This is a genomic window from Paracoccus sanguinis (genome assembly GCF_900106665.1).
Classification (GTDB): Bacteria; Pseudomonadota; Alphaproteobacteria; order Rhodobacterales; family Rhodobacteraceae; genus Paracoccus; species Paracoccus panacisoli.
Map to the genome: position 1 here is coordinate 339916 of NZ_FNNA01000001.1, position 18114 is coordinate 358029.

At 70.1% G+C, this 18114-nt stretch carries 18 protein-coding genes and 1 pseudogene; 6 read left to right on the forward strand and 13 right to left on the reverse strand.

All coding sequences use genetic code 11. From position 1 onward, the window contains the following. Positions 1–204: 204 nt before the first annotated feature. The 10 genes and pseudogenes from BLW17_RS01665 to BLW17_RS01710 form a co-directional block, all read right to left on the reverse strand. The gene (locus BLW17_RS01665; protein WP_074825992.1) at positions 205–1179 is read right to left on the reverse strand and encodes a proteasome-type protease; all 975 of its coding nucleotides are present in this window, start codon (positions 1177–1179) and stop codon (positions 205–207) included. 55 nt (positions 1180–1234) lie between these two features. Beyond that, positions 1235–2074: a transglutaminase family protein gene (locus BLW17_RS01670; RefSeq protein ID WP_036702395.1), complete on the reverse strand. Its 840-nt coding sequence runs from the start codon at positions 2072–2074 to the stop codon at positions 1235–1237. A 4-nt stretch (positions 2075–2078) separates the two neighbouring features. Beyond that, on the reverse strand, positions 2079–3053 hold the full coding sequence (locus BLW17_RS01675; protein WP_197055320.1) for an alpha-E domain-containing protein: 975 nt from the start codon (positions 3051–3053) through the stop codon (positions 2079–2081). Between the two features lie 233 nt (positions 3054–3286). Then, a pseudogene (locus BLW17_RS01680) lies at positions 3287–4693 on the reverse strand (circularly permuted type 2 ATP-grasp protein); the annotation flags it as partial. A gap of 127 nt (positions 4694–4820) precedes the next feature. Continuing rightward, complete coding sequence (gene phoB / locus BLW17_RS01685) at positions 4821–5510, reverse strand: phosphate regulon transcriptional regulator PhoB (protein WP_036710320.1); 690 nt, start codon at positions 5508–5510, stop codon at positions 4821–4823. A gap of 75 nt (positions 5511–5585) precedes the next feature. Next, complete coding sequence (gene phoU, locus BLW17_RS01690; protein WP_052176392.1) at positions 5586–6353, reverse strand: phosphate signaling complex protein PhoU; 768 nt, start codon at positions 6351–6353, stop codon at positions 5586–5588. 30 nt (positions 6354–6383) lie between these two features. Next, complete coding sequence (gene pstB / locus BLW17_RS01695) at positions 6384–7187, reverse strand: phosphate ABC transporter ATP-binding protein PstB (RefSeq protein ID WP_036702391.1); 804 nt, start codon at positions 7185–7187, stop codon at positions 6384–6386. A gap of 21 nt (positions 7188–7208) precedes the next feature. Next, complete coding sequence (pstA, locus tag BLW17_RS01700) at positions 7209–8579, reverse strand: phosphate ABC transporter permease PstA (protein WP_036733706.1); 1371 nt, start codon at positions 8577–8579, stop codon at positions 7209–7211. Beyond that, a complete protein-coding gene (pstC, locus tag BLW17_RS01705) occupies positions 8576–10030 on the reverse strand; it encodes a phosphate ABC transporter permease subunit PstC (RefSeq protein ID WP_036733730.1) in 1455 nt (484 codons plus the stop codon). Before pstC ends, pstA begins: the two co-directional genes overlap by 4 nt. 268 nt (positions 10031–10298) lie before the next feature. Continuing rightward, the gene (locus tag BLW17_RS01710; protein ID WP_036733708.1) at positions 10299–11336 is read right to left on the reverse strand and encodes a PstS family phosphate ABC transporter substrate-binding protein; all 1038 of its coding nucleotides are present in this window, start codon (positions 11334–11336) and stop codon (positions 10299–10301) included. 189 nt (positions 11337–11525) lie between these two features. On the opposite strand from BLW17_RS01710, the gene BLW17_RS01715 reads away from it, so the two are divergent. The 6 genes from BLW17_RS01715 (at position 11526) to BLW17_RS01740 (ending at position 15540) form a co-directional block, all read left to right on the forward strand. Continuing rightward, a complete protein-coding gene (locus tag BLW17_RS01715) occupies positions 11526–12188 on the forward strand; it encodes a glutathione S-transferase family protein (protein ID WP_036733710.1) in 663 nt (220 codons plus the stop codon). Positions 12189–12269: 81 nt separating this feature from the next. Then, on the forward strand, positions 12270–12515 hold the full coding sequence (locus BLW17_RS01720) for a hypothetical protein (RefSeq protein ID WP_036702382.1): 246 nt from the start codon (positions 12270–12272) through the stop codon (positions 12513–12515). Beyond that, complete coding sequence (locus BLW17_RS01725; RefSeq protein WP_036733712.1) at positions 12515–12895, forward strand: type II toxin-antitoxin system death-on-curing family toxin; 381 nt, start codon at positions 12515–12517, stop codon at positions 12893–12895. Before BLW17_RS01720 ends, BLW17_RS01725 begins: the two co-directional genes overlap by 1 nt. A 138-nt stretch (positions 12896–13033) precedes the next feature. Further along, on the forward strand, positions 13034–14998 hold the full coding sequence (parE, locus tag BLW17_RS01730) for a DNA topoisomerase IV subunit B (RefSeq protein ID WP_036733714.1): 1965 nt from the start codon (positions 13034–13036) through the stop codon (positions 14996–14998). Between the two features lie 34 nt (positions 14999–15032). Next, the gene (locus BLW17_RS01735) at positions 15033–15302 is read left to right on the forward strand and encodes a BrnT family toxin (RefSeq protein WP_036733716.1); all 270 of its coding nucleotides are present in this window, start codon (positions 15033–15035) and stop codon (positions 15300–15302) included. Further along, the gene (locus tag BLW17_RS01740) at positions 15283–15540 is read left to right on the forward strand and encodes a BrnA antitoxin family protein (RefSeq protein WP_052176393.1); all 258 of its coding nucleotides are present in this window, start codon (positions 15283–15285) and stop codon (positions 15538–15540) included. The genes BLW17_RS01735 and BLW17_RS01740 overlap by 20 nt, the downstream gene beginning before the upstream one ends. Before the next feature lie 79 nt (positions 15541–15619). Here BLW17_RS01740 and BLW17_RS01745 read toward each other — a convergent pair whose 3' ends face one another. From BLW17_RS01745 to BLW17_RS01755, 3 genes are all read right to left on the reverse strand, one after another. Continuing rightward, positions 15620–16057 (reverse strand): c-type cytochrome, encoded by a 438-nt coding sequence (locus BLW17_RS01745; RefSeq protein ID WP_036733732.1) that lies wholly within the window; start codon positions 16055–16057, stop codon positions 15620–15622. A 73-nt stretch (positions 16058–16130) separates the two neighbouring features. Then, entirely contained in the window at positions 16131–16802 is a 672-nt protein-coding gene (locus tag BLW17_RS01750; protein ID WP_081969135.1) for an ABC transporter ATP-binding protein, read from the reverse strand. Next, positions 16795–18093 carry a lipoprotein-releasing ABC transporter permease subunit gene (locus BLW17_RS01755; RefSeq protein ID WP_036733722.1) on the reverse strand — a complete coding sequence of 433 codons (1299 nt, stop codon included), beginning with the start codon at positions 18091–18093 and terminating at the stop codon, positions 16795–16797. The genes BLW17_RS01750 and BLW17_RS01755 overlap by 8 nt, the downstream gene beginning before the upstream one ends. Between the last annotated feature and the right edge of the window lie 21 nt (positions 18094–18114).

Here is an 18114-nt window from a genome sequence, read left to right on the forward strand (position 1 = left end):
TCCAACGGGTCAACGCCGCGATCGGGAGGGGATTGGGGAGGCCACGCGTGCGTGGGGCGTTGCCAGCCTGAGAGCCGCAGCGGCTAGAGGGTCAGCAAACCCCCACGCAGGGACGACAGAACCACCGAAAGCCGCGCGACAATGCCCGGCACCGGTACCGTGGGGATGCGGCACAGCGGTCCCCCAGCACACCTACCCCCAAATTCAGCCGGTGCGCGGGCCGCCGGGGGCGGTGGGGGCGGGCTCGGCGAGGCCGGCGGCGGCGGGGTCGTCGTTCACCGGGACCGAGACCGTGGGGTTGACCTCGACTGCCTCGGCGGGGGCCGGAGCGCCGCGCTCGGCGGGGGGCGTTGCGGTCGCCTCAGCGCCCGGCCGGGGGGAGGATGGTGCAGCGGGTGCCGTCGCCCCGTTCCCCGGCAGCGGGGTGTCCGAGGGGCTGGCCACGCAGGGCAGCTCGGGGTCGGGCAGCGCGTTCAGCGCCTCGGCCAGCGACTGCCCCCACCGCGAGGAGATCATGCTGTAATAGGGGTCCGCCTCGCCCATCCGCAGCCGCGTGGTGGCGAAGCTGTCGCGGGCCATCAGCGTCACGTCCACCGGCAGCCCGACCGAGAGGTTCGCTTTGATCGTCGAATCGAAGCTCACCGTCAGCAGCTTGACCGCCTCGCGGAAGCTCATGTCGGGGCGGTAGGCGCGCACGATGATCGGGCGGCCGTATTTCGTCTCGCCGATCTGGAAGAACGGCGTGTCGGGCGTGGCCTCGATGAAGTTGCCCTCGGGGTAGATCAGGAACAGCCGCGGCGGCGCGCCGGCGATCTGCCCGCCGAGGATCATGCTGGCCGAGAACTTCGAGGCCGCGGTCTGCCCGGCGGCATCCTCGCGCCGCTTGATCTCGTCGCGCAAGAGGTCGCCCAGCATCTGCGCCGTGGCGAACATCGACGGCTGCGAGAGCAGCGACATCCCGCGCTCGTCGGGCGCCGCGGTGCGGTCCTCGAGCCGGCCGACCACGGCCTGGGTGGTGGCGAGGTTTCCGGCCGTCATCAGGACCAGCGTCCGCTCTCCCGGCTGGGTCCAGACGCGGGTCTTGCAGAACACCGACACGTTGTCGACGCCCGCGTTGGTGCGGGTGTCGGACATGAACACCAACCCGCGGTCGAGCATCACGCCCACGCAATAGGTCATCGCCGGCGTCTCCTTCTGGCGCCCCGCGCGTGTGCGGGCGGCGGTCGTCTTATGGTCATTGCTCGCCGACGTGCAAGTGGACGTGCAGGTCTTCGGCGTGGGCGCCGTAGCGGACCCCGCCCATCGGCGCGGCCTCGTCATAGTCGCGCCCGACGGCGAGGCGCACGTAGCGGTCGTCCGGGCTGATCCGGTTCGAGGGGTCGAAGCCGACCCAGCCCAGCCCCTCGAGATGCAACTCGACCCAGGCGTGGGTGGCGGTCTGGTCCTCGCGGTCGTCGAGCCTCAGGTAGCCCGAGACGTAGCGCGCCGGGATGCCGAAGCGGCGGGCGACGGCGGCCATGACATGGGCGTGGTCCTGGCAGACCCCGGCGCCGCGGGCCAGCGCCTCTTCGGCGGTCGTGGCGGGGTGGGTGTCGTCCACGTCATAGGCCACGGCGTCGGCGACCGCCGCCATCATCCGGTGCGCGAGGCCGAGGCCCACCTGCCCCGCCACCACCGGCGCCACCGCCGGTCCGCCCGCATCGGGCCCGCCGAGGTCCGCGACCAGCCGCGCCACCCCCTCGCCCGGCATCGTCAGCGCCGTCGGCCGGGTGAAGAGCCACAGCGGCGCCAGCGCCCGGTGCGGGCCGAAGACGCCCGCCGTCTCGCGCGTCTCGACCACCCCCTCGGCGGTCACGGCGACCCGGTCGCAGCCCTGCGCCATCGAGACCAGCCACACCTCGTTGCCCAGGTGGTCGCGGAAGGCCACCTGCCGCTCGACCCCCTCGAGGCCGATGCGCCAGTCGATCACCCGCTGCGGCCCGAGGCTGCGGGGCGTGACGCGCAGCCGCATGACCCCGTAGTTCGGCGCCGCCTCGTAGCGATATTCGGTGCGGTGGCGGATCGAGAGCAGCATCGGGTCACTCCGTGAAGCGGTAGTCGCGGGCGATCGCCGCGGCGAGGCGCGCGTTGTCGGCCAGGAAGGCCTGCAGGAACTCGTGCAGCCCCTCCTCGAACACCTCGTCGATGTCGCGCTCGGAGAGCATCCGGTTCAGCGCCTCGGCCTCGGCGTGGCAGGGCTGGCGGGTGCCATAGTCCCGCGCCAGATCGGCCAGCGCGGCCGAGATCTCGGCGTGGCAGAACGCCAGCGAACGCGGCATCCGCCGGTTCAGGATCAGGAAATCGGCGGTGTTGGCGGCCGAGATGTCGGCGTCATAGAGCCATTTGTAGGCCTTGTGCGCCGAGACCGAGCGCAGGATCGAATCCCATTGCGTCTGGTCGAGCGCCGAGCCGACCCAGGCGGTCGAGGGCAGCAGGTGGTAATACTTGACGTTGAGGATGCGCGCCGTGGTGTCGGCGCGTTCCAGGTGCAGCCCGAGGCGGATGAACTGATAGCCCGGGGTGCGCAGGATGGTGTTGACCGTCATCCCGCGGATGAGCGCCGTGGCCTGCTTGATGCGGCCCAGCACGGCGGGCAGGTCGGCCTCGCGCACCGGCCGGGCGAGCTCGTCGGCGACCATGCGCCAGGCCTCGTTCACGGCCTCCCACGCGTCGCGGGTCAGGGCGGTGCGGACCATGCGGGCGTTGGTGCGGCCCTGCAGCAGGCAGTTGCGGACGCTCGAGGGGTTCTCGGGCGCGCGCAGCAGGAAGTCGATGGCGGTGTCGGGGTCGGGCTGGTCGTCCAGCGCCCCGTGGGTGGCGGTGAAGGCCTCGAGCACGCCGGCGCTTTCGAGGACCGAGCGCCAGTCGGCCTCGGCGGTGCCGCGGGTCAGGGCCATGTGCAGGCCGGCGTCGACCAGCCGGGCCATCGCCTCGCCCCGCTCGATCTGGCGGGCCATCCAGAACAGCCCGTCGGCGGTGCGGCCGAGGAGGATGGTGCGGGAATGGGCGGTCATTGCTGCCCCTCCGTCGCGGTGGGTTGGGCGGGGGTGGGCTGGGTGTCAGGCGGGGTGGAGGGGGTTGGGCGCTGCGACTGCGACTGCCTTTGCCCCTGTGCCTCTCCCTGCGACTGACCCTGGGCCTGTGACTGTCCCTGTGACTGACCCTGCGATTGTCCCTGTCCCTGCCCCTGCCGCATCGGCACCCGTGCCCCGAACGCGCCGCGCCCGTTGGTCACGGCGGACGCCCCGTCGCGCAGCACCCAGGTGTCCTTGGTGCCCCCGCCCTGCGACGAGTTGACGACCAGCGAGCCCTCTTTCAGCGCCACCCGTGTAAGCCCGCCCGGGACGATCCGCACCCCGTCACCGACCAGCGCGAAGGGCCGCAGATCGACGTGGCGCGGCGCCAGCCCCGCCTTGGTCAGCACCGGACAGGTCGAGAGCGCCAGCGTCGGCTGGGCGATATAGTTCGCGGGCCGGGCCTTCAGCTTTTCGGCGAAGGCCTCGCGTTCGGCGCGGCTGGCGGCGGGGCCGACCAGCATCCCGTAGCCGCCCGAACCATGCACCTCCTTCACCACCAGCTCGTCCAGCCGGTCGAGGACATGGGCGAGGTTCTCGGGCTCGGAGCAGCGCAGCGTCGGGATGTTCGACAGGATCGGTTCTTCGCCGGTGTAGAAGCGGATGATCTCGGGCATGTAGGAATAGACCGCCTTGTCGTCGGCCACCCCGGTCCCCGGCGCGTTGGCGATGGTGATGTTGCCGGCGCGGTAGACATCCATGATCCCCGGCACCCCCAGCACGCTGTCGGGGCGGAAGCTCAGCGGGTCGAGGTAGTCGTCGTCGATCCGGCGATAGAGCACGTCGATGCGGCGATAGCCCTCGGTCGTGCGCATGGCGACGTGGCCGTCGACCACCCGCAGGTCGGCGCCCTCGACCAGCTGCACCCCCATCTGGTCGGCGAGGAAGGCGTGCTCGTAATAGGCCGAGTTGTTCACCCCCGGCGTCATCACCGCGACCGCGGGCTGCGCGGGCGCGCGGGCCGGGCGCGCCGCCGACAGCGAGCGGCGCAGGAGCTTGGGATAGTCCTCGATCGGCTCGACCCGGTTCTGCATGAACAGCTCGGGGAAGAGCTGCATCATCGTCTCGCGGTTCTCGAGCATGTAGCTGACCCCCGAGGGGGTGCGGCAGTTGTCCTCGAGCACCTGGAACTCGTTCTCGGCGGTGCGGACGATGTCGGTGCCGACGATGTGGGTGTAGATGCCGCCGGGCGGCGTCATGCCGATCATCTGCGGCAGGAAGGCGTCGTTGGTGGCGATCAGCTCGAGCGGGACGATGCCGGCGCGGATCACCTCCTGCCGGTGATAGATGTCGTGCAGGAACGAGTTGATGGCGCGGACCCGCTGCTCGATCCCGCGGGCGAGCCGCGCCCACTCGGCGGCCGAGAGGATGCGCGGCACGATGTCGAAGGGGATCAGCCGCTCGGTCGCCTGTTCCTCGCCATAGACGGCGAAGGTGATGCCGGTGCGGCGGAACACCTCTTCGGCGTCGGCGGCCTTGCGGGCCATCAGGTCGTCGGGCTGGCTGGCGAGCCAGCGGGAGAACTCGGCATAGGGGGCCCGCACCCCCTGCCCCTCGGTCATTTCGTCGAACGCAGTCATGGTCACCTCTCGGGGACCACTGTGGCGCGGCGCGGGCGGCGGGGGCAAGGGGATGGGGCGCGTGCTCCGGCCCCCGGGGGGCACGCTGCCCAAGGCTTGGGCAGTCGCGCCGGGGTGCCCGCGCGGCTCAGCCGAGCGAGTAGCCCGTGCCGCGGACCGTGCGCACCGGGTTGTCGCCGCCATGCGCCATCAGCGCCTTGCGCAGCCGGCCCACGTGGACGTCGATGGTGCGGGTATCCACATAGATGTCGCGGCCCCACACCCGGTCGAGCAGCTGCTCGCGGGTCCAGACCCGACCCGGACGCTCCATCAGCGTCGAGAGCAGGCGGAACTCGGTCGGGCCGAGGTGCAGCGTCTTGCCCGAGCGGAAGACGCGATGCTCGCCCGCGTCCAGCAGGATGTCCTGGAAGCTTAGCCGCTCGCCCATCGTGGCCGGGCGGGTGCGGCGCAGCTGGGTGCGCAGCCGGGCCATCAGCTCGACCACCGAATAGGGCTTCACCACGTAGTCGTCGGCCCCGGTCTCGAGGCCGCGCACCCGGTCGCCCTCGTCCGAGCGGGCCGAGAGCATGACGATGGGGATATGGCGGGTGTCGGGGTCGGCCTTGACCCGGCGGCAGATCTCGATGCCCGAGACGTTCGGCAGCATCCAGTCCAGCACCATCAGGTCCGGGTTCTCTTCGGCCACCAGCAGCAGCGCCTCGTCCCCGGTCTCGGCCGAGACGACGCGGAAGCCCTCGGCCTCGAGGTTGTAGGTCAGCACCTCACGCTGGGCGCCCTCATCCTCGACGAGGAGGATGCAGGGTTGCTGAATGCTCATCGGGTCTCCTCCGTGTCATCAGGGCGCGCGCGGGGAAATACCGGCGCGCGCCGGGTTGGCAGCGGCGGGCGCGGCTCAGCCGGCGCCGGGGGCGGGACGCGGCGCCGGGCCCGCGCCGGGGTCGGCGGGCGCTTCGACGGGGGGCCGGGCGACGCTGTCGCTTTTCGGGCGCGCATCCTCGGGCAGCGTGCCCGAGACGAGATACAGCACCTGCTCGGCGATCGAGGTCGCGTGGTCGCCCATGCGCTCGATGTTCTTGGCGATGAAATGCAGGTGCATGCACGAGGTGATGTTGCGCGGATCCTCCATCATGTAGGTGAGGAACTCGCGGAACAGCGCGTTGTACATCTGGTCGACCTCAAGGTCGCGCGCCCGCACGTCCGCGGCCAGCGCCGCGTCGCGGTGGACGTAGCTGTCGAGCGCATCCTTGAGCATCGTCTCGACCGTGCCCGACATCCGCCGCAGCGCCATGCCGGCGCCGTCGATGGCCGGCAGATGCGACAGCACATGGGTGCGCTTGGCGATGTTCTTGGCGTAGTCGCCCACCCGCTCGAGGCTGCCCGAGATCTTGATGACCGTCAGCACCACCCGCAGGTCGGTGGCGTTCGGGGCGCGCAGCGCGATCACCCGCGCGGCTTCCTCGTTGATCTGCTGCTCGAGCGCGTCGATGGCGCGGTCGCGGCGGCGGACCTCTTCGGCCAGCTCGTCGTCGCGGGTCTCGAGCGCGCGGGCGGCCTCGTCGATGGCGGTCTCGACGAGCCCGCCCATCTTGACGACCAGCGCCTGCACGGTCTCGAGGTCGCGGTCAAACGCCGAGGCGATGTGGCGGTCGGTGGTGTTCATGGGGCAGTCCTCCGGTCGCGTGCCTGCGGGTTAGCCGATGCGGCCCGAGATGTAGCTTTCCGTCCGCGGGTCCTGCGGGCGGGTGAAGATGTCGTCGGTGTTGCCGTATTCCACGAGGTTGCCGAGGTGGAAGAAGGCGGTCTTCTGGCTGACGCGGGCGGCCTGCTGCATCGAGTGGGTGACGATCACCACCGAGAACTCGGACCGCAGCTCGTCGATCAGCTCTTCGACCTGGGCGGTGGCGATGGGGTCGAGCGCCGAGCAGGGCTCGTCCATCAGCAGGACCTCGGGCGAGGTCGCCACGGCCCGCGCGATGCAAAGCCGCTGCTGCTGGCCGCCCGAAAGCCCGGTGCCGGTCTCGCCCAGCCGGTCCTTGACCTCGTCCCACAGCGCCGCGCCGCGCAGCGCGCGCTCGACGATCTGGTCAAGCTCGGCCTTGTTGCGGGCCATGCCGTGGATGCGGGGGCCGTAGGCGACGTTGTCGTAGATCGACTTGGGGAACGGGTTCGGCTTCTGGAACACCATGCCCACCCGTGCGCGCAGCTGCACCGGATCGACGCGGCGGTCGTAGATGTCGTCGCCGTCGAGCAGCATCCGCCCCTCGACCCGCGCGATCGGGATGGTGTCGTTCATCCGGTTCAGGCAGCGCAGGAAGGTGGACTTGCCGCAGCCCGACGGGCCGATGAAGGCGGTCACGGTCTTGTCCAGCAGATCGACGTTCACGTCCTTGATGGCGTGCTTGGTCCCGTACCAGACCTGCACGTCGCGGCACTCGAACTTGATCTCCTTCGCGTCGGTGTCCACGGTTCTCTCCGCCAGTCGCATATCGTTCATCTTAGGGATCCCCTTGATCGCTCACCAGCGCCGTTCAAAGCGGCGGCGCAGATAGATGGCCAGAAGGTTCATCGCCAGCAGGAACACCAGCAGGACGATGATGGCGCCCGAGGCGCGCTCGAAAAACGCAGGGTCGGCGCGCTGGGTCCAGTTGTAGACCTGCACCGGCAGGGCCGAGGCGGGCTCGAACAGGCCCTGCGGCGGGGCCGACGGGTAGTTGGCGACGAACGCCACCATGCCGATCAGCAAGAGCGGCGCGGTCTCGCCCAGCGCCTGCGCCAGCCCGATGATGGTGCCGGTCAGGATGCCCGGCATGGCCAGCGGCACGACGTGGTGAAAGACCGTCTGCATCCGGCTCGCGCCCACGCCCAGGGCCGCGTCGCGGATCGACGGCGGCACCGCCTTGAGCGCGGCACGGGTCGAGATGATGATCGTCGGCAGCGTCATCAGCGTCAGCACCAGCCCCCCCACGATGGGCGCCGAGCGTGGCAGCCCCACCAGGTTGATGAAGATCGCCAGACCCAGGATCCCGAACACGATCGAGGGCACCGCCGCGAGGTTGGCGATGTTGACCTCGATCAGGTCCGTCAGGCGGTTCTGGGGGGCGAACTCCTCGAGGTAGATGGAGGCCGCGACCCCGATCGGCAAGGACAGCACCAGCACGATCAGCATCATGTAGAACGAGCCGAGGATGGCGATCCCGAGGCCCGCCGCCTCGGCCCGGTTGTCCGAGCTGTCGGTGCCGGTGATGAAGCTGGGGTTGAAGCGGGTTTCCAGCTCGCCGCGCGCCTTGAGCGCCTCGGCCAGGTCGAACTGCGCCACCGAGGTGCGGGCGTCGCCGGCCGCGGATTCGCGGCTGACCCGGCCCTTGAACATCCCGTCCACGCGCGAGCTGGTCAGCGCCGGCACCTCGATCAGCGAGCCCACAAGCCCCGGATCGGCCAGCACCGCCTGCCGCAGGTCGGCGCGGGCCTGGGCCGAGAAGAACCCGGCCAGGTCCTTGTCGGCGAGGTCGGGGATGGCGATGCCGTTCGTCTCGACGAAGCCGCGCAGCGAGTTTTCCAGCAGCTTGCCGTAGCTCGTGGTCAGCACCTTGCTCATCGCCGCCGGGTCGCGGGTGCCCTGCGGATCGACGACCGAGGCCTCGATGGTCACCGGGATGGTGGCGTAGGTCTGCACGAAGGCGGTCGAGCCGTCGCGGATGATGGTGAAGAGCAGGAACACCAGCGCCAGGATCGCCGTGGCGATGGCCGCGACGCCATAGGCGCGGAACCGCCGCTCGGCCGCGTTGCGGCGCTTGGTGCGGGCGTCCTGCACCAAAAGCGACTTGCGGGCGCGCGGCGCGGCGCTGCCGCCCACGGGGCGCGGCGGGGTCGAGGTGACGTCGGTCATTCGTACTGCTCCCGATAGGTGCGCACGATGTAGAGCGCGAAGACGTTGAGCCCGAGGGTCAGGACGAAGAGCGTCAGGCCCAGGGCAAAGGCGACCAGCGTCTCGGGGCTGGCGAAGTCGTTGTCGCCGGTCAGCTGGCCGACGATCTTGACGGTGATGGTGGTCATCGCCTCGAACGGGTTGGGGCTGATGCGCGCCATGGCGCCGGCGCCGAGGACGACGATCATCGTCTCGCCGATGGCGCGGCTGGCGGCCAGCAGCACGGCGCCGACGATCCCCGGCAGCGCCGCGGGCAGCACCACCTGGCGCACCGTCTCCGAGGGCGTCGAGCCCATGGCGAGGCTGCCGTCACGCAGCGACTGCGGCACCGCGTTGATGATGTCGTCCGACAGCGAGCTGACGAACGGGATCAGCATCATCCCCATCACCAGACCCGCGGTCATCACCGAGGACGCGCTGTTGCCCAGACCCATCGGCTGCGCCAGCCAGTCGCGGATCAGCGGGCCGACGGTGACGAGCGCAAAGAGGCCGTAGACGATGGTCGGGATGCCGGCGAGCACCTCGATGGCGGGCTTGACCAGCGACCGCACCCGGGGCGTGGCGTACTCGCTCATGTAGATCGCGGCGAAAAGGCCGATCGGCACCGACACCAGCAGCGCGATCAGCGAGATGTAGAGCGTCCCCCACAGCAGCGGCAGCATCCCGAGCTTCGAGCCGCCGCCGAAGGACGGCGTCCACTCGGTCCCGAAGAAGAAGTCCTGCCACGGGTAGAGCTGGAAGAAATGCACCGATTCGAAGACCAGCGAGAGCACGATCCCGATGGTGGTGAAGATGGCGATCATCGAGCAGAGGATCAGCAGGCCGCGCACGACCTGCTCGACCACGTTGCGGGCGCGGAACTGCGGCGTCGTCCGCATCAGCGCGAAGCCGAGCCCGCCGAGCGCCAGCACCAGCGCGAGGCCGGTCAGGATCCGCCCGCCGGTGCGGGTGAAGTCGCCATAGGACTGCGCGGCGCGCAGGATGTGGGGGGTGGTCGAGACGCGCAGCCCGGCGGCGCTCAGCCGGTCGAAGGCGGCGCTGTCCTCGGGGGTGAGGGCGGCGACCTCGGCCGGGGTCAGCACGTCGCGGGCGACGGCGGCGTTGAGCTGGCTGGCCGAGCGGCGCACGTCCTCCATCACCAGCCGGCGGCTGTCGCTGTCCGACATGGCCTCGGCCGGGATGGCGCGGTGGACCACGCGGTCGATGACCAGCGGCTGGGCGATGCCCCAGAGCAGCAGCACCAGAAGCGCCGGGACGGCAGTGAACAGCGCCACGTTCCAGCCGTAATAGGTCGGGCGCGAGTGCAGCACCCTCGTGTTGCCGTCCACGGCCCGGACCGAGCGGGTGCGGCCGAGGACATAGCCCACGACGGCGAGGGCCAGGACGATGAGTGTGATCCAGAGGGTCGGCATGGTGCCTCGCAGCATGGGTGCGCCCGTCGAGCGGCCGGGACGCGGGGAGGCCGGCCCCGCCGGGCGGACGCGGGCCAGCCTCGGGTCGAGGCGGCGCGACGGACGCGGCGGCCGCGGTGCCGGCAGTCTAGCAGATGCGAACGCCCGAGATCACGAGGGCAGACTCGGTTCCGGGGCGTCCGGGGTGAGGCGGCCCCCGAAGGGACCGCCCGTCGGCATCGGGTGGCGCAGGGCCGGCCCCGCGGGGCCATCCTCGCGCCGTCCCGGATCAGGGCATGGTGATCGTGGTGCCGTCCGCGACGGTCTTCTGCACGTCGGCCAGCTTGGGGTCCGGCACCAGGCCATAGGTCGCCAGCGGGCCGCCGGGACCGGCGATGGCGTCCGAGACGAAGAACTCGGCATATTCCTTCAGGCCCGGGATGACGCCGATGTGGTCCTTCTTGACGTAGAAGAACAGCGGGCGCGACACCGGGTATTCGCCCGACGCGATGGTGTCGGTCGAGGGGGTCACGCCGTTGATGGTGGCGACCTTCAGCTTGTCGGTGTTGTTCTCGTAGAACGACAGGCCGAACACGCCCACGCCGGTCTTGTTGCTGTCGATGCGGGCCAGCGTCTCGGTGTAGTCGCCGTCGATGTCGACCGACTTGCCGTCGGTGCGGACCGCCTTGCAGGCGCCCTCGCCCTTCTTCTCGTCGCCGCCGTTGGCCTCGACCAGCGCCTCGAGCGCGCCGGCTTCCTTGCAGCCCGCGATCAGCACCTTCTCCTCGAACACTTCACGGGTGCCGTGCTTGGTGCCGGGGATGAAGGCCATGATGTCCTGGTCGGGCAGCGACGGGTTCACGTCCTTCCACTTGGCGGCGGTGTTCGGCACCACCTTGCCGTCCACGACCACGTCCTTGGCCAGCGCCAGGAACACGTCCTTGGGGGTCAGCACGAAGTCGGCGCCGGCCTTGTCGCTGGCGAAGACGATGCCGTCGTAGCCGAACTGGACTTCGACGATGTTCGTCACGCCGTTGGCCTTGCAGGTCTCGAGCTCGGCCGGCTTGATCGGACGCGAGCTGTTGGCGACGTCGACGGTGTTCTCGCCCACGCCCTCGCAGAACTGCTTGAGACCGGCCGACGAGCCGCCGCCCTCGACCACGGGGGCCGGGAAGTCGGTGTTTTCGGCGAAGGCCTCGGCGACGATGGTGGCGTAGGGCAGCACGGTGGACGACCCGGCGACCTGGACGTTGTCGCGGGCGGCGGCGGCGGTCGCCGACAGCGCGACGATGGCCAGCGCCGAGGCGGAGAAAGTCAGCTTGTTCATGGCAGGCTCCTGCAGTTGGGTGGCGTGGCCGCCACGGGGCGCGACCTATCGCGGAAGTGCGACGGTTTCGTGACAGTCTCTTGACGGTTTCATGTCGCCGCCGGCGCCATCGCCGGTTGACGCCGCGTCGGAAACCCGCGTTGTCTGGGCCACGCCCGATCCGGGCCGCCCTCACGGAGAATACCGCAGATGCTGACCATCCACGGCGTCACCCGCTCGCGCGCGTCGCGGCTGATCTGGCTGTGCCACGAGCTGGACCTGCCCTTCCGGCAAGAGCCGGTGATCCAGGCCTACCGGCTGGCCGACGCCGACGCGCCCGACGCGCCGATGAACACCCGCTCGCCCGCGTTCCTGGCGCTGTCGCCCGCGGGGGCGATCCCGGTGATCGAGGATGACGGGCTGGTGCTCTTCGAATCGCTGGCGCAGACGCTGTATCTGGCGCGCAAGCATGACGCGAACGGCATCGGCCCGCGCGATCCGGCCGAGGACGCGTTGATGATGCAGTGGTCCTTCTATGCCGCGACCGCCATCGAGCCCGACGCCCTGACGATCCTCTTCCTGCACGCCCGCGGGCAGGAACAGTCGGGCGAGGATGCCGCCATGGTCGCGAACGCCGCCGAGCGGCTGGTGCGCCCGCTCAAGGTGCTCGACGCGCATCTGGCCACGCAGTGGCACCTGGTCGGCGGGCGCTTCACCGTCGCCGACCTGAACATGGCCGAGGTGATCCGCTACGCGCAGGGCTACGGCGCGCTGATGGCGCAGTTTCCGGCCATCGAGGCGTGGCTGGCGGCCTGCCAGTCCCGCGACGGCTTCCGCCGGATGTGGGAAGCGCGGATGGCCGAGCCGGAATAACGGATTGGGGTGCAGGCAGGGACGGAGATTGAAATATGCACCCGGATATGCGATATTCCGTGCATTCACCCGGAGAGTGCCATGACCCGCCTGCTCACGAACCACATCGCCACGATCACCGAGCTGCGCGAACCGCACAAGGTGCTCGAACGCTCGGGCGGCAAGCCGGTGGCGATCCTCAAGAACAGCGCCGTGGTCGCCTATCTGGTGCCTGAGGAGGCGACGGTCCCCAACGTCCGCTATGCGACGATGGACGAGGTGATGGAGTCGCTCGAGCGCACCCGTGAGATCGCCCAGCCGGTGCTCGACTATCTCAAGGACAAGTAATGTCCGCCTATCTGCTTCCCTCGGCCGCGATGGTCGAGGCGATCCATGATGCTGTCCTGAACCCGGGCGAGCTGGCCGGCCGGGCCCGCGACAAGTCGCTCGAAGGCGCACTGGCGCGGGTCGAGAACCGGCTTGCATACGGCCTCGTCGAGGATGTCGTCGGTCTGGCTGCGGCCTATGCGATGGCCATCGCGCAGGGTCATTGCTTCAACGATGCCAACAAGCGGACGGCCTACCGGGTGCTGATCGTCGTGCTCGACATGAACGGGGCGCCCGTCCCCGTCGTGGCCGAAGACATCATCGGCCAGAAGATCATCGCGCTGGCGCAGGGCAAGATCGACGACGGCGCGCTCGCCGACTGGCTGCGTGAGCGGACCTGACCCGCTCCCCGACGGCGCTGCGGGTCGCTGGCGCCGGGCTGGGGCATTTGGGCCAGAAAGACGCCGCGACGCCGCAAGGGTTGCCCCGCCGCGGCCCGGCGTGGGATAAGCCCGAAAACGACAAGCCGAGCAGCCTTCATGTCCGATGATCTTCTCAGCGGCGCCAGCGCCGCGACCGACAGCTATTCCGCCGCCTCGATCGAGGTGCTGGAAGGGCTGGAACCCGTTCGCAAGCGGCCGGGGATGTACATCGGCGGCACCGACGAACGCGCCCTGCACCATCTTGTCGCCGAAATCCTCGACAACGCCATGGACGAGGCCGTGGCCGGCCACGCCAGCCGCATCGAGGTCGAACTGCTGGCCGACCACTCGGTCGTCGTGCGCGACAACGGCCGCGGCATCCCGGTCGATCCGCACCCCAAGTTCCCCGGCAAGTCGGCGCTCGAGGTGATCCTCTGCACGCTGCACGCCGGCGGCAAGTTCACCGAAGGCGCCTATCAGACCTCGGGCGGTCTGCACGGCGTCGGCGCCTCGGTCGTCAACGCGCTGTCGGACCGGATGGTCGTCGAGGTCGCCCGCAACCGCGAGCTGTGGCGGCAGAGCTTCTCGCGCGGCATCCCGCAGGGTCCGGTCGAGAAGATCGGCCCGTCCCCGAACCGCCGCGGCACCACCGTCACCTTCCACGCCGACGAGCAGATCTTCGGCCACCACCGCCTCAAGCCCGCGCGGATCATGCGGATGGTCAAGTCCAAGGCCTATCTGCATTCCGGCGTCGAGATCCGCTGGCGGACCGAGATCGACGACGGCGAGACCCCGCGCGAGGCGACCTTCCACTTCCCCGGCGGCCTCTCGGACTACCTCGCCGAGCAGCTCGGGGGCGCCACCACATACGCCGACCGCCCGTTTGCCGGCCTGGTCGAGTTCCGCGAGCGCTTCGGCGTGCCGGGCAAGGTCGAGTGGGCGATCAACTGGACGCCCTCGCGCGACGGCTTCATCCAGTCCTACTGCAACACCGTGCCGACGCCCGAGGGGGGCACGCACGAAGGCGGGTTCTGGACCGCGATCCTCAAGGGCATCCGCGCCTATGGCGAGCTGACCAAGAACCGCAAGGCCGAGAACATCACCCGCGACGACCTGCTGACCGGCGGCTGCGCGCTGGTGTCGTGCTTCATTGCCGAGCCCGAGTTCGTCGGCCAGACCAAGGACCGCCTCGCCACCACCGAGGCCGCGCGGCTGGTCGAGGGCGCGGTGCGCGACCATTTCGACAACTGGCTGGCCGCCGACACCAAGTCGGCCGGCGCGATCCTCGATTTCCTCGTCCTGCGCGCCGAAGAGCGCCTGCGCCGCCGGCAGGAGAAGGAGACGGCGCGCAAGTCCGCGACCAAGAAGCTGCGCCTGCCCGGCAAGCTGGTGGACTGCTCGGCCACCGCGCGCGAGGGCACCGAGATCTTCATCGTCGAGGGCGACTCGGCCGGCGGCAGCGCCAAGGCGGCGCGCGACCGGGCGACGCAGGCGCTGCTGCCCCTGCGTGGCAAGGTGCTGAACGTGCTCGGGGCGGCGTCCTCGAAGCTGTCGCAGAACGCCGAGTTGAGCGACCTCTGCCAGGCGCTCGGCGTCGGCATGGGGACGCGCTTCAACGTCGACGACCTGCGCTATGACAAGGTCATCATCATGACCGACGCGGACGTGGACGGGGCGCATATCGCCTCGCTGCTGATGACGTTCTTCTTCACCCAGATGCGGCCGCTGATCGACAAGGGGCACCTCTACCTCGCCTGCCCGCCGCTCTACCGGCTGACGCAAGGGGCCGAGCGGGTCTACGTCGCCGACGAGGCCGAGAAGGAGGCGTGGCTTGCCAAGGGCCTCGGCGGCAAGGGCAAGATCGACGTGCAGCGCTTCAAGGGCCTGGGCGAGATGGACGCCAAGGACCTGAAGGACACGACGATGAACCCGGCCTCGCGCAAGCTGATCCGGGTGTCGATCGACGACGAGGACGGCGGCGAGACCGGCGATCTGGTCGAACGGTTGATGGGCAAGAAGCCCGAGCTGCGGTTCCAGTATATCAGCGAGAACGCGCAGTTCGTGGAGGAGCTGGACGTCTGAGGCCTTGATCCCCCGAATTTATATGTGCATATAAATGTTCGAGTGGGACGACGACAAGCGCGCGGCGAATCTGGCCAAGCATGGTGTCGATCTGGCCGCTGCCGGACGGCTTGACTGGGGTTCAGCGCTGACTGTCCCTGACGAGCGGGGGGATTATGGCGAGGCGCGGTTCGTGTCGATCCTGCCGCTGGACCGTCGCCTGCACGTCTGCGTCTGGACGTGGCGCGCGCGGGCGCGGCGGATCATCAGCCTGCGCAAGGCCAATGCGCGAGAGGAGCGGTTCTATGGGAAAGAGCTATATTGACCCCGACGGCAGCGCAGTCGAACTCGACGCCGAATGGTTCGCGCGCGCCAAGCCCTCGACCGAGATTCCCGAACTCGCCGAGGTCATCCGGCGCGGCCGCCCGCCGCTGCCCCAGGACGAGCGCAAGCAGCGGGTGACGATGTATCTTGACCGCGACCTGATCGAGGCGCTCAAGGCCGACGGCCGCGGCTGGCAGACCCGCGCCAACGCGCTGCTCAGGAAGGCGGCGGGGTTGTAGGTTTTCCCTGCGCGCCGAACAGCCCCAGAGTGGACCCTTCTTCAAGGCGCGCCCTGCACCGGACAGGGCCAGAGTCCCCCTACCGCTGCAACGTCTCCACATACCCCTGCAGCGCCACCAGACGTGCGGGCGTGGGCACGCGCAGGCCGTCGCCCGCGTCGAACATCACCTTCGGGCCGCGGCCGATCTCTTCGCCGAACTGCGGCATCGGGCTGTCGGTCTTGCCCATCGTATAGCCGTCGATCCGCGCCATCACCCGCAGCCTCGGGAAGGTGCCGCCGTTGCGGCGCGCAAGCTGCGTGAGGTCCGTGGGTCGGGGCGAGAGGCCCGCGGCCGCCGGACCGTCGCCGCGCCCTGTCGGGCCGTGGCAGGCGACGCAGTATCGGGCGTAGTCGGCCGCACCCTGCGCGGCCTGCGCGGCGGCGGGGCCGGTGGGGCGCGGGGCCTCGGCCTCGGGCACGCAGCCCGTCAGCAGCAGGGCGGCGCCCATTGCGGCCAGGGTCGGTCTGGCGAACATCATCCTCGGTCCCTCGCTGGTTTTGCCCGCGACTCTGCCCGCCCGGGCCACCCCGCGCAACCCTCGCCGGGCCTCACCCCAGCCGCACGACCCGGTCCATCCGCCCCGCCAGCTCCATGTTGTGGGTGGCGATCAGCGCGCTGAGGCCGGTCTCGCGGACTACCTCCATCAGCACCGCAAAGACCTGATCCGAGGTGGCGGGGTCGAGGTTGCCGGTCGGCTCGTCGGCCAGAAGCAGCGCCGGCCCGTTGGCGAGCGCGCGGCAGAAGGCCACCCGCTGCGCCTCGCCGCCCGAAAGCTCCGCCGGGCGGTGATCGGCGCGGGGGCCAAGGCCGACACGGCCCAAGAGGCCCGCGGCCCGCGCACGCGCGGCCGCGTCGGGGACGGCGTTGGCGAGCTGCGGCAGGACCACGTTCTCCAGCGCCGTGAACTCGGGCAGCAGGTGGTGGAACTGATAGACGAAGCCCAGCTCGCGCCGCCGCGCCTCGGTCCTCGCGCGGTCGCCAAGGCCCGTCATGTCGCGCCCGTTCAGCCAGACCCGGCCCGCGTCGGGGGTGTCGAGCAGCCCCGCGATGTGCAGCAGCGTCGATTTCCCCGCCCCCGAGGGCGCGACGAGCGCCACCACCTCGCCGCGGGCCACGCTCAGGTCCAGCCCGCGCAGCACCTCGACGGCGGCAGGAGAGCCGGGATTGTAGGTCTTGCTGACCCCCTCGAGCCGCAGCACGTCCTCTCGCACGTCACTCATGGCGCAGCGCCTCGACCGGGTTCATCCGGGCCGCACGGCGGGCCGGGAAGATGGTGACGAGGAACGACAGCACCAGCGACAGGCCGACCGCCTTGGCGATGTCGATGCCCCTGAGCTCGGCCGGGAGGCGATAGATGCCGCGCACCGCGGGGTCCCACGCCCCCCCGCCGGTCAGCCAGTTGATGCCCGCCATGATGCTGTCGATGTTGAGCGCGAGGAGAACGCCGAGGATCACCCCCGCGATCGTCCCGATCACCCCGGTGAAGGCGCCGCAGAGGAAGAACACCCGCAGGATAGCGCCCTCGGTCAGCCCCATCGTCCGCAGGATGCCGATGTCGCGGCCCTTGTTCTTGACCAGCATGATCAGCCCCGAGGTGATGTTCATGGCCGCGATCAGCACCAGCACCGACAGGATCACGAACATCACGTCATCCTCGATGTCGAGCGCCGAGAGGAACGACCCCGAGGCGTCGCGCCAGGTCCACACGACGCTGCCCGGCACCGCCTCGGTCAGCGCAGGCGTCAGGCGGTCCACCCGCTCGGGGTCGGAGGCGTAGACCTGGATCTCGTCCACCTCGCCCTCGCGGTTGAAATAGGACTGCGCCTCGGGCAGCGGCATGTAGATGCGGGTGCGGTCGATGTCGTAGCGCCCGACGGTGAAGACATAGACGACCTCGTAGGTGGCGATGCGCGGCGTGGTGCCGAACGCCGTCTGCGCCCCTTGCGGCGAGATGAGCTGCAGCCGATCGCCCACCGAGGCGCCGAGGTCGCGGGCGATGCCCGAGCCGATGGCGATGCCGCGGTCAAAGGCGTCGATGTCGCCCGCCCCCGTCTCGGGGTCGGCGACGCGGGGGATGGCCTTGAGGTCGGCGAGCGACAGCCCGTGCACCTCGGCCACGTTCGAGCGGTCGCCGACGCTGGCCATCACCTGCCCCTTCACCACCGGGTCGGCGCGGGTGACGCCAGGGATCGCCTCGATCCGCGCCACGGCGTCGGGATAGTCGCTGATGGTGCCGGCGACGGTATAGACCTCGTCGGTCAGGTCGTTCACGATCTGGCCGGGGGGCATATAGACGGTGGTATGCGCGTTGGCGCCGAGGATCGTGTCCACGAACTCGGTGCGGAAGCCCGAGCGCACGGCGAGGGTGGCGATCAGCGCCATCACCCCCAGCGCGATGCCGATGAGGCTGATCCAGGTCATGGTCGAGACCCCGCCCTCGGCGCGACGGGCGCGCAGGTAGCGCCAGGCGATCAGGAACTCGTAGCGCGAGAACGGAGGGGGGTTCGCCATGCCGGGCGGCCTTTCGTCGGG

Bases quoted from the DNA above. Each gene is read 5' to 3' on its own strand.
- BLW17_RS01675 (WP_197055320.1), bottom strand. From the start codon at position 3,053: ATGACCGCCCATTCCCGCACCATCCTCCTCGGCCGCACCGCCGACGGG.
- BLW17_RS01755 (WP_036733722.1), bottom strand. From the start codon at position 18,093: ATGGCGAACCCCCCTCCGTTCTCGCGCTACGAGTTCCTGATCGCCTGG.
- pstB (WP_036702391.1), bottom strand. From the start codon at position 7,187: ATGAACGATATGCGACTGGCGGAGAGAACCGTGGACACCGACGCGAAG.
- pstA (WP_036733706.1), bottom strand. From the start codon at position 8,579: ATGACCGACGTCACCTCGACCCCGCCGCGCCCCGTGGGCGGCAGCGCC.
- BLW17_RS01750 (WP_081969135.1), bottom strand. From the start codon at position 16,802: ATGAGTGACGTGCGAGAGGACGTGCTGCGGCTCGAGGGGGTCAGCAAG.
- BLW17_RS01715 (WP_036733710.1), top strand. From the start codon at position 11,526: ATGCTGACCATCCACGGCGTCACCCGCTCGCGCGCGTCGCGGCTGATC.
- phoB (WP_036710320.1), bottom strand. From the start codon at position 5,510: ATGAGCATTCAGCAACCCTGCATCCTCCTCGTCGAGGATGAGGGCGCC.
- BLW17_RS01665 (WP_074825992.1), bottom strand. From the start codon at position 1,179: ATGACCTATTGCGTGGGCGTGATGCTCGACCGCGGGTTGGTGTTCATG.
- BLW17_RS01735 (WP_036733716.1), top strand. From the start codon at position 15,033: ATGTTCGAGTGGGACGACGACAAGCGCGCGGCGAATCTGGCCAAGCAT.
- pstC (WP_036733730.1), bottom strand. From the start codon at position 10,030: ATGCCGACCCTCTGGATCACACTCATCGTCCTGGCCCTCGCCGTCGTG.
- BLW17_RS01720 (WP_036702382.1), top strand. From the start codon at position 12,270: ATGACCCGCCTGCTCACGAACCACATCGCCACGATCACCGAGCTGCGC.
- phoU (WP_052176392.1), bottom strand. From the start codon at position 6,353: ATGAACACCACCGACCGCCACATCGCCTCGGCGTTTGACCGCGACCTC.
- BLW17_RS01725 (WP_036733712.1), top strand. From the start codon at position 12,515: ATGTCCGCCTATCTGCTTCCCTCGGCCGCGATGGTCGAGGCGATCCAT.
- BLW17_RS01710 (WP_036733708.1), bottom strand. From the start codon at position 11,336: ATGAACAAGCTGACTTTCTCCGCCTCGGCGCTGGCCATCGTCGCGCTG.
- BLW17_RS01740 (WP_052176393.1), top strand. From the start codon at position 15,283: ATGGGAAAGAGCTATATTGACCCCGACGGCAGCGCAGTCGAACTCGAC.
- parE (WP_036733714.1), top strand. From the start codon at position 13,034: ATGTCCGATGATCTTCTCAGCGGCGCCAGCGCCGCGACCGACAGCTAT.
- BLW17_RS01670 (WP_036702395.1), bottom strand. From the start codon at position 2,074: ATGCTGCTCTCGATCCGCCACCGCACCGAATATCGCTACGAGGCGGCG.
- BLW17_RS01745 (WP_036733732.1), bottom strand. From the start codon at position 16,057: ATGTTCGCCAGACCGACCCTGGCCGCAATGGGCGCCGCCCTGCTGCTG.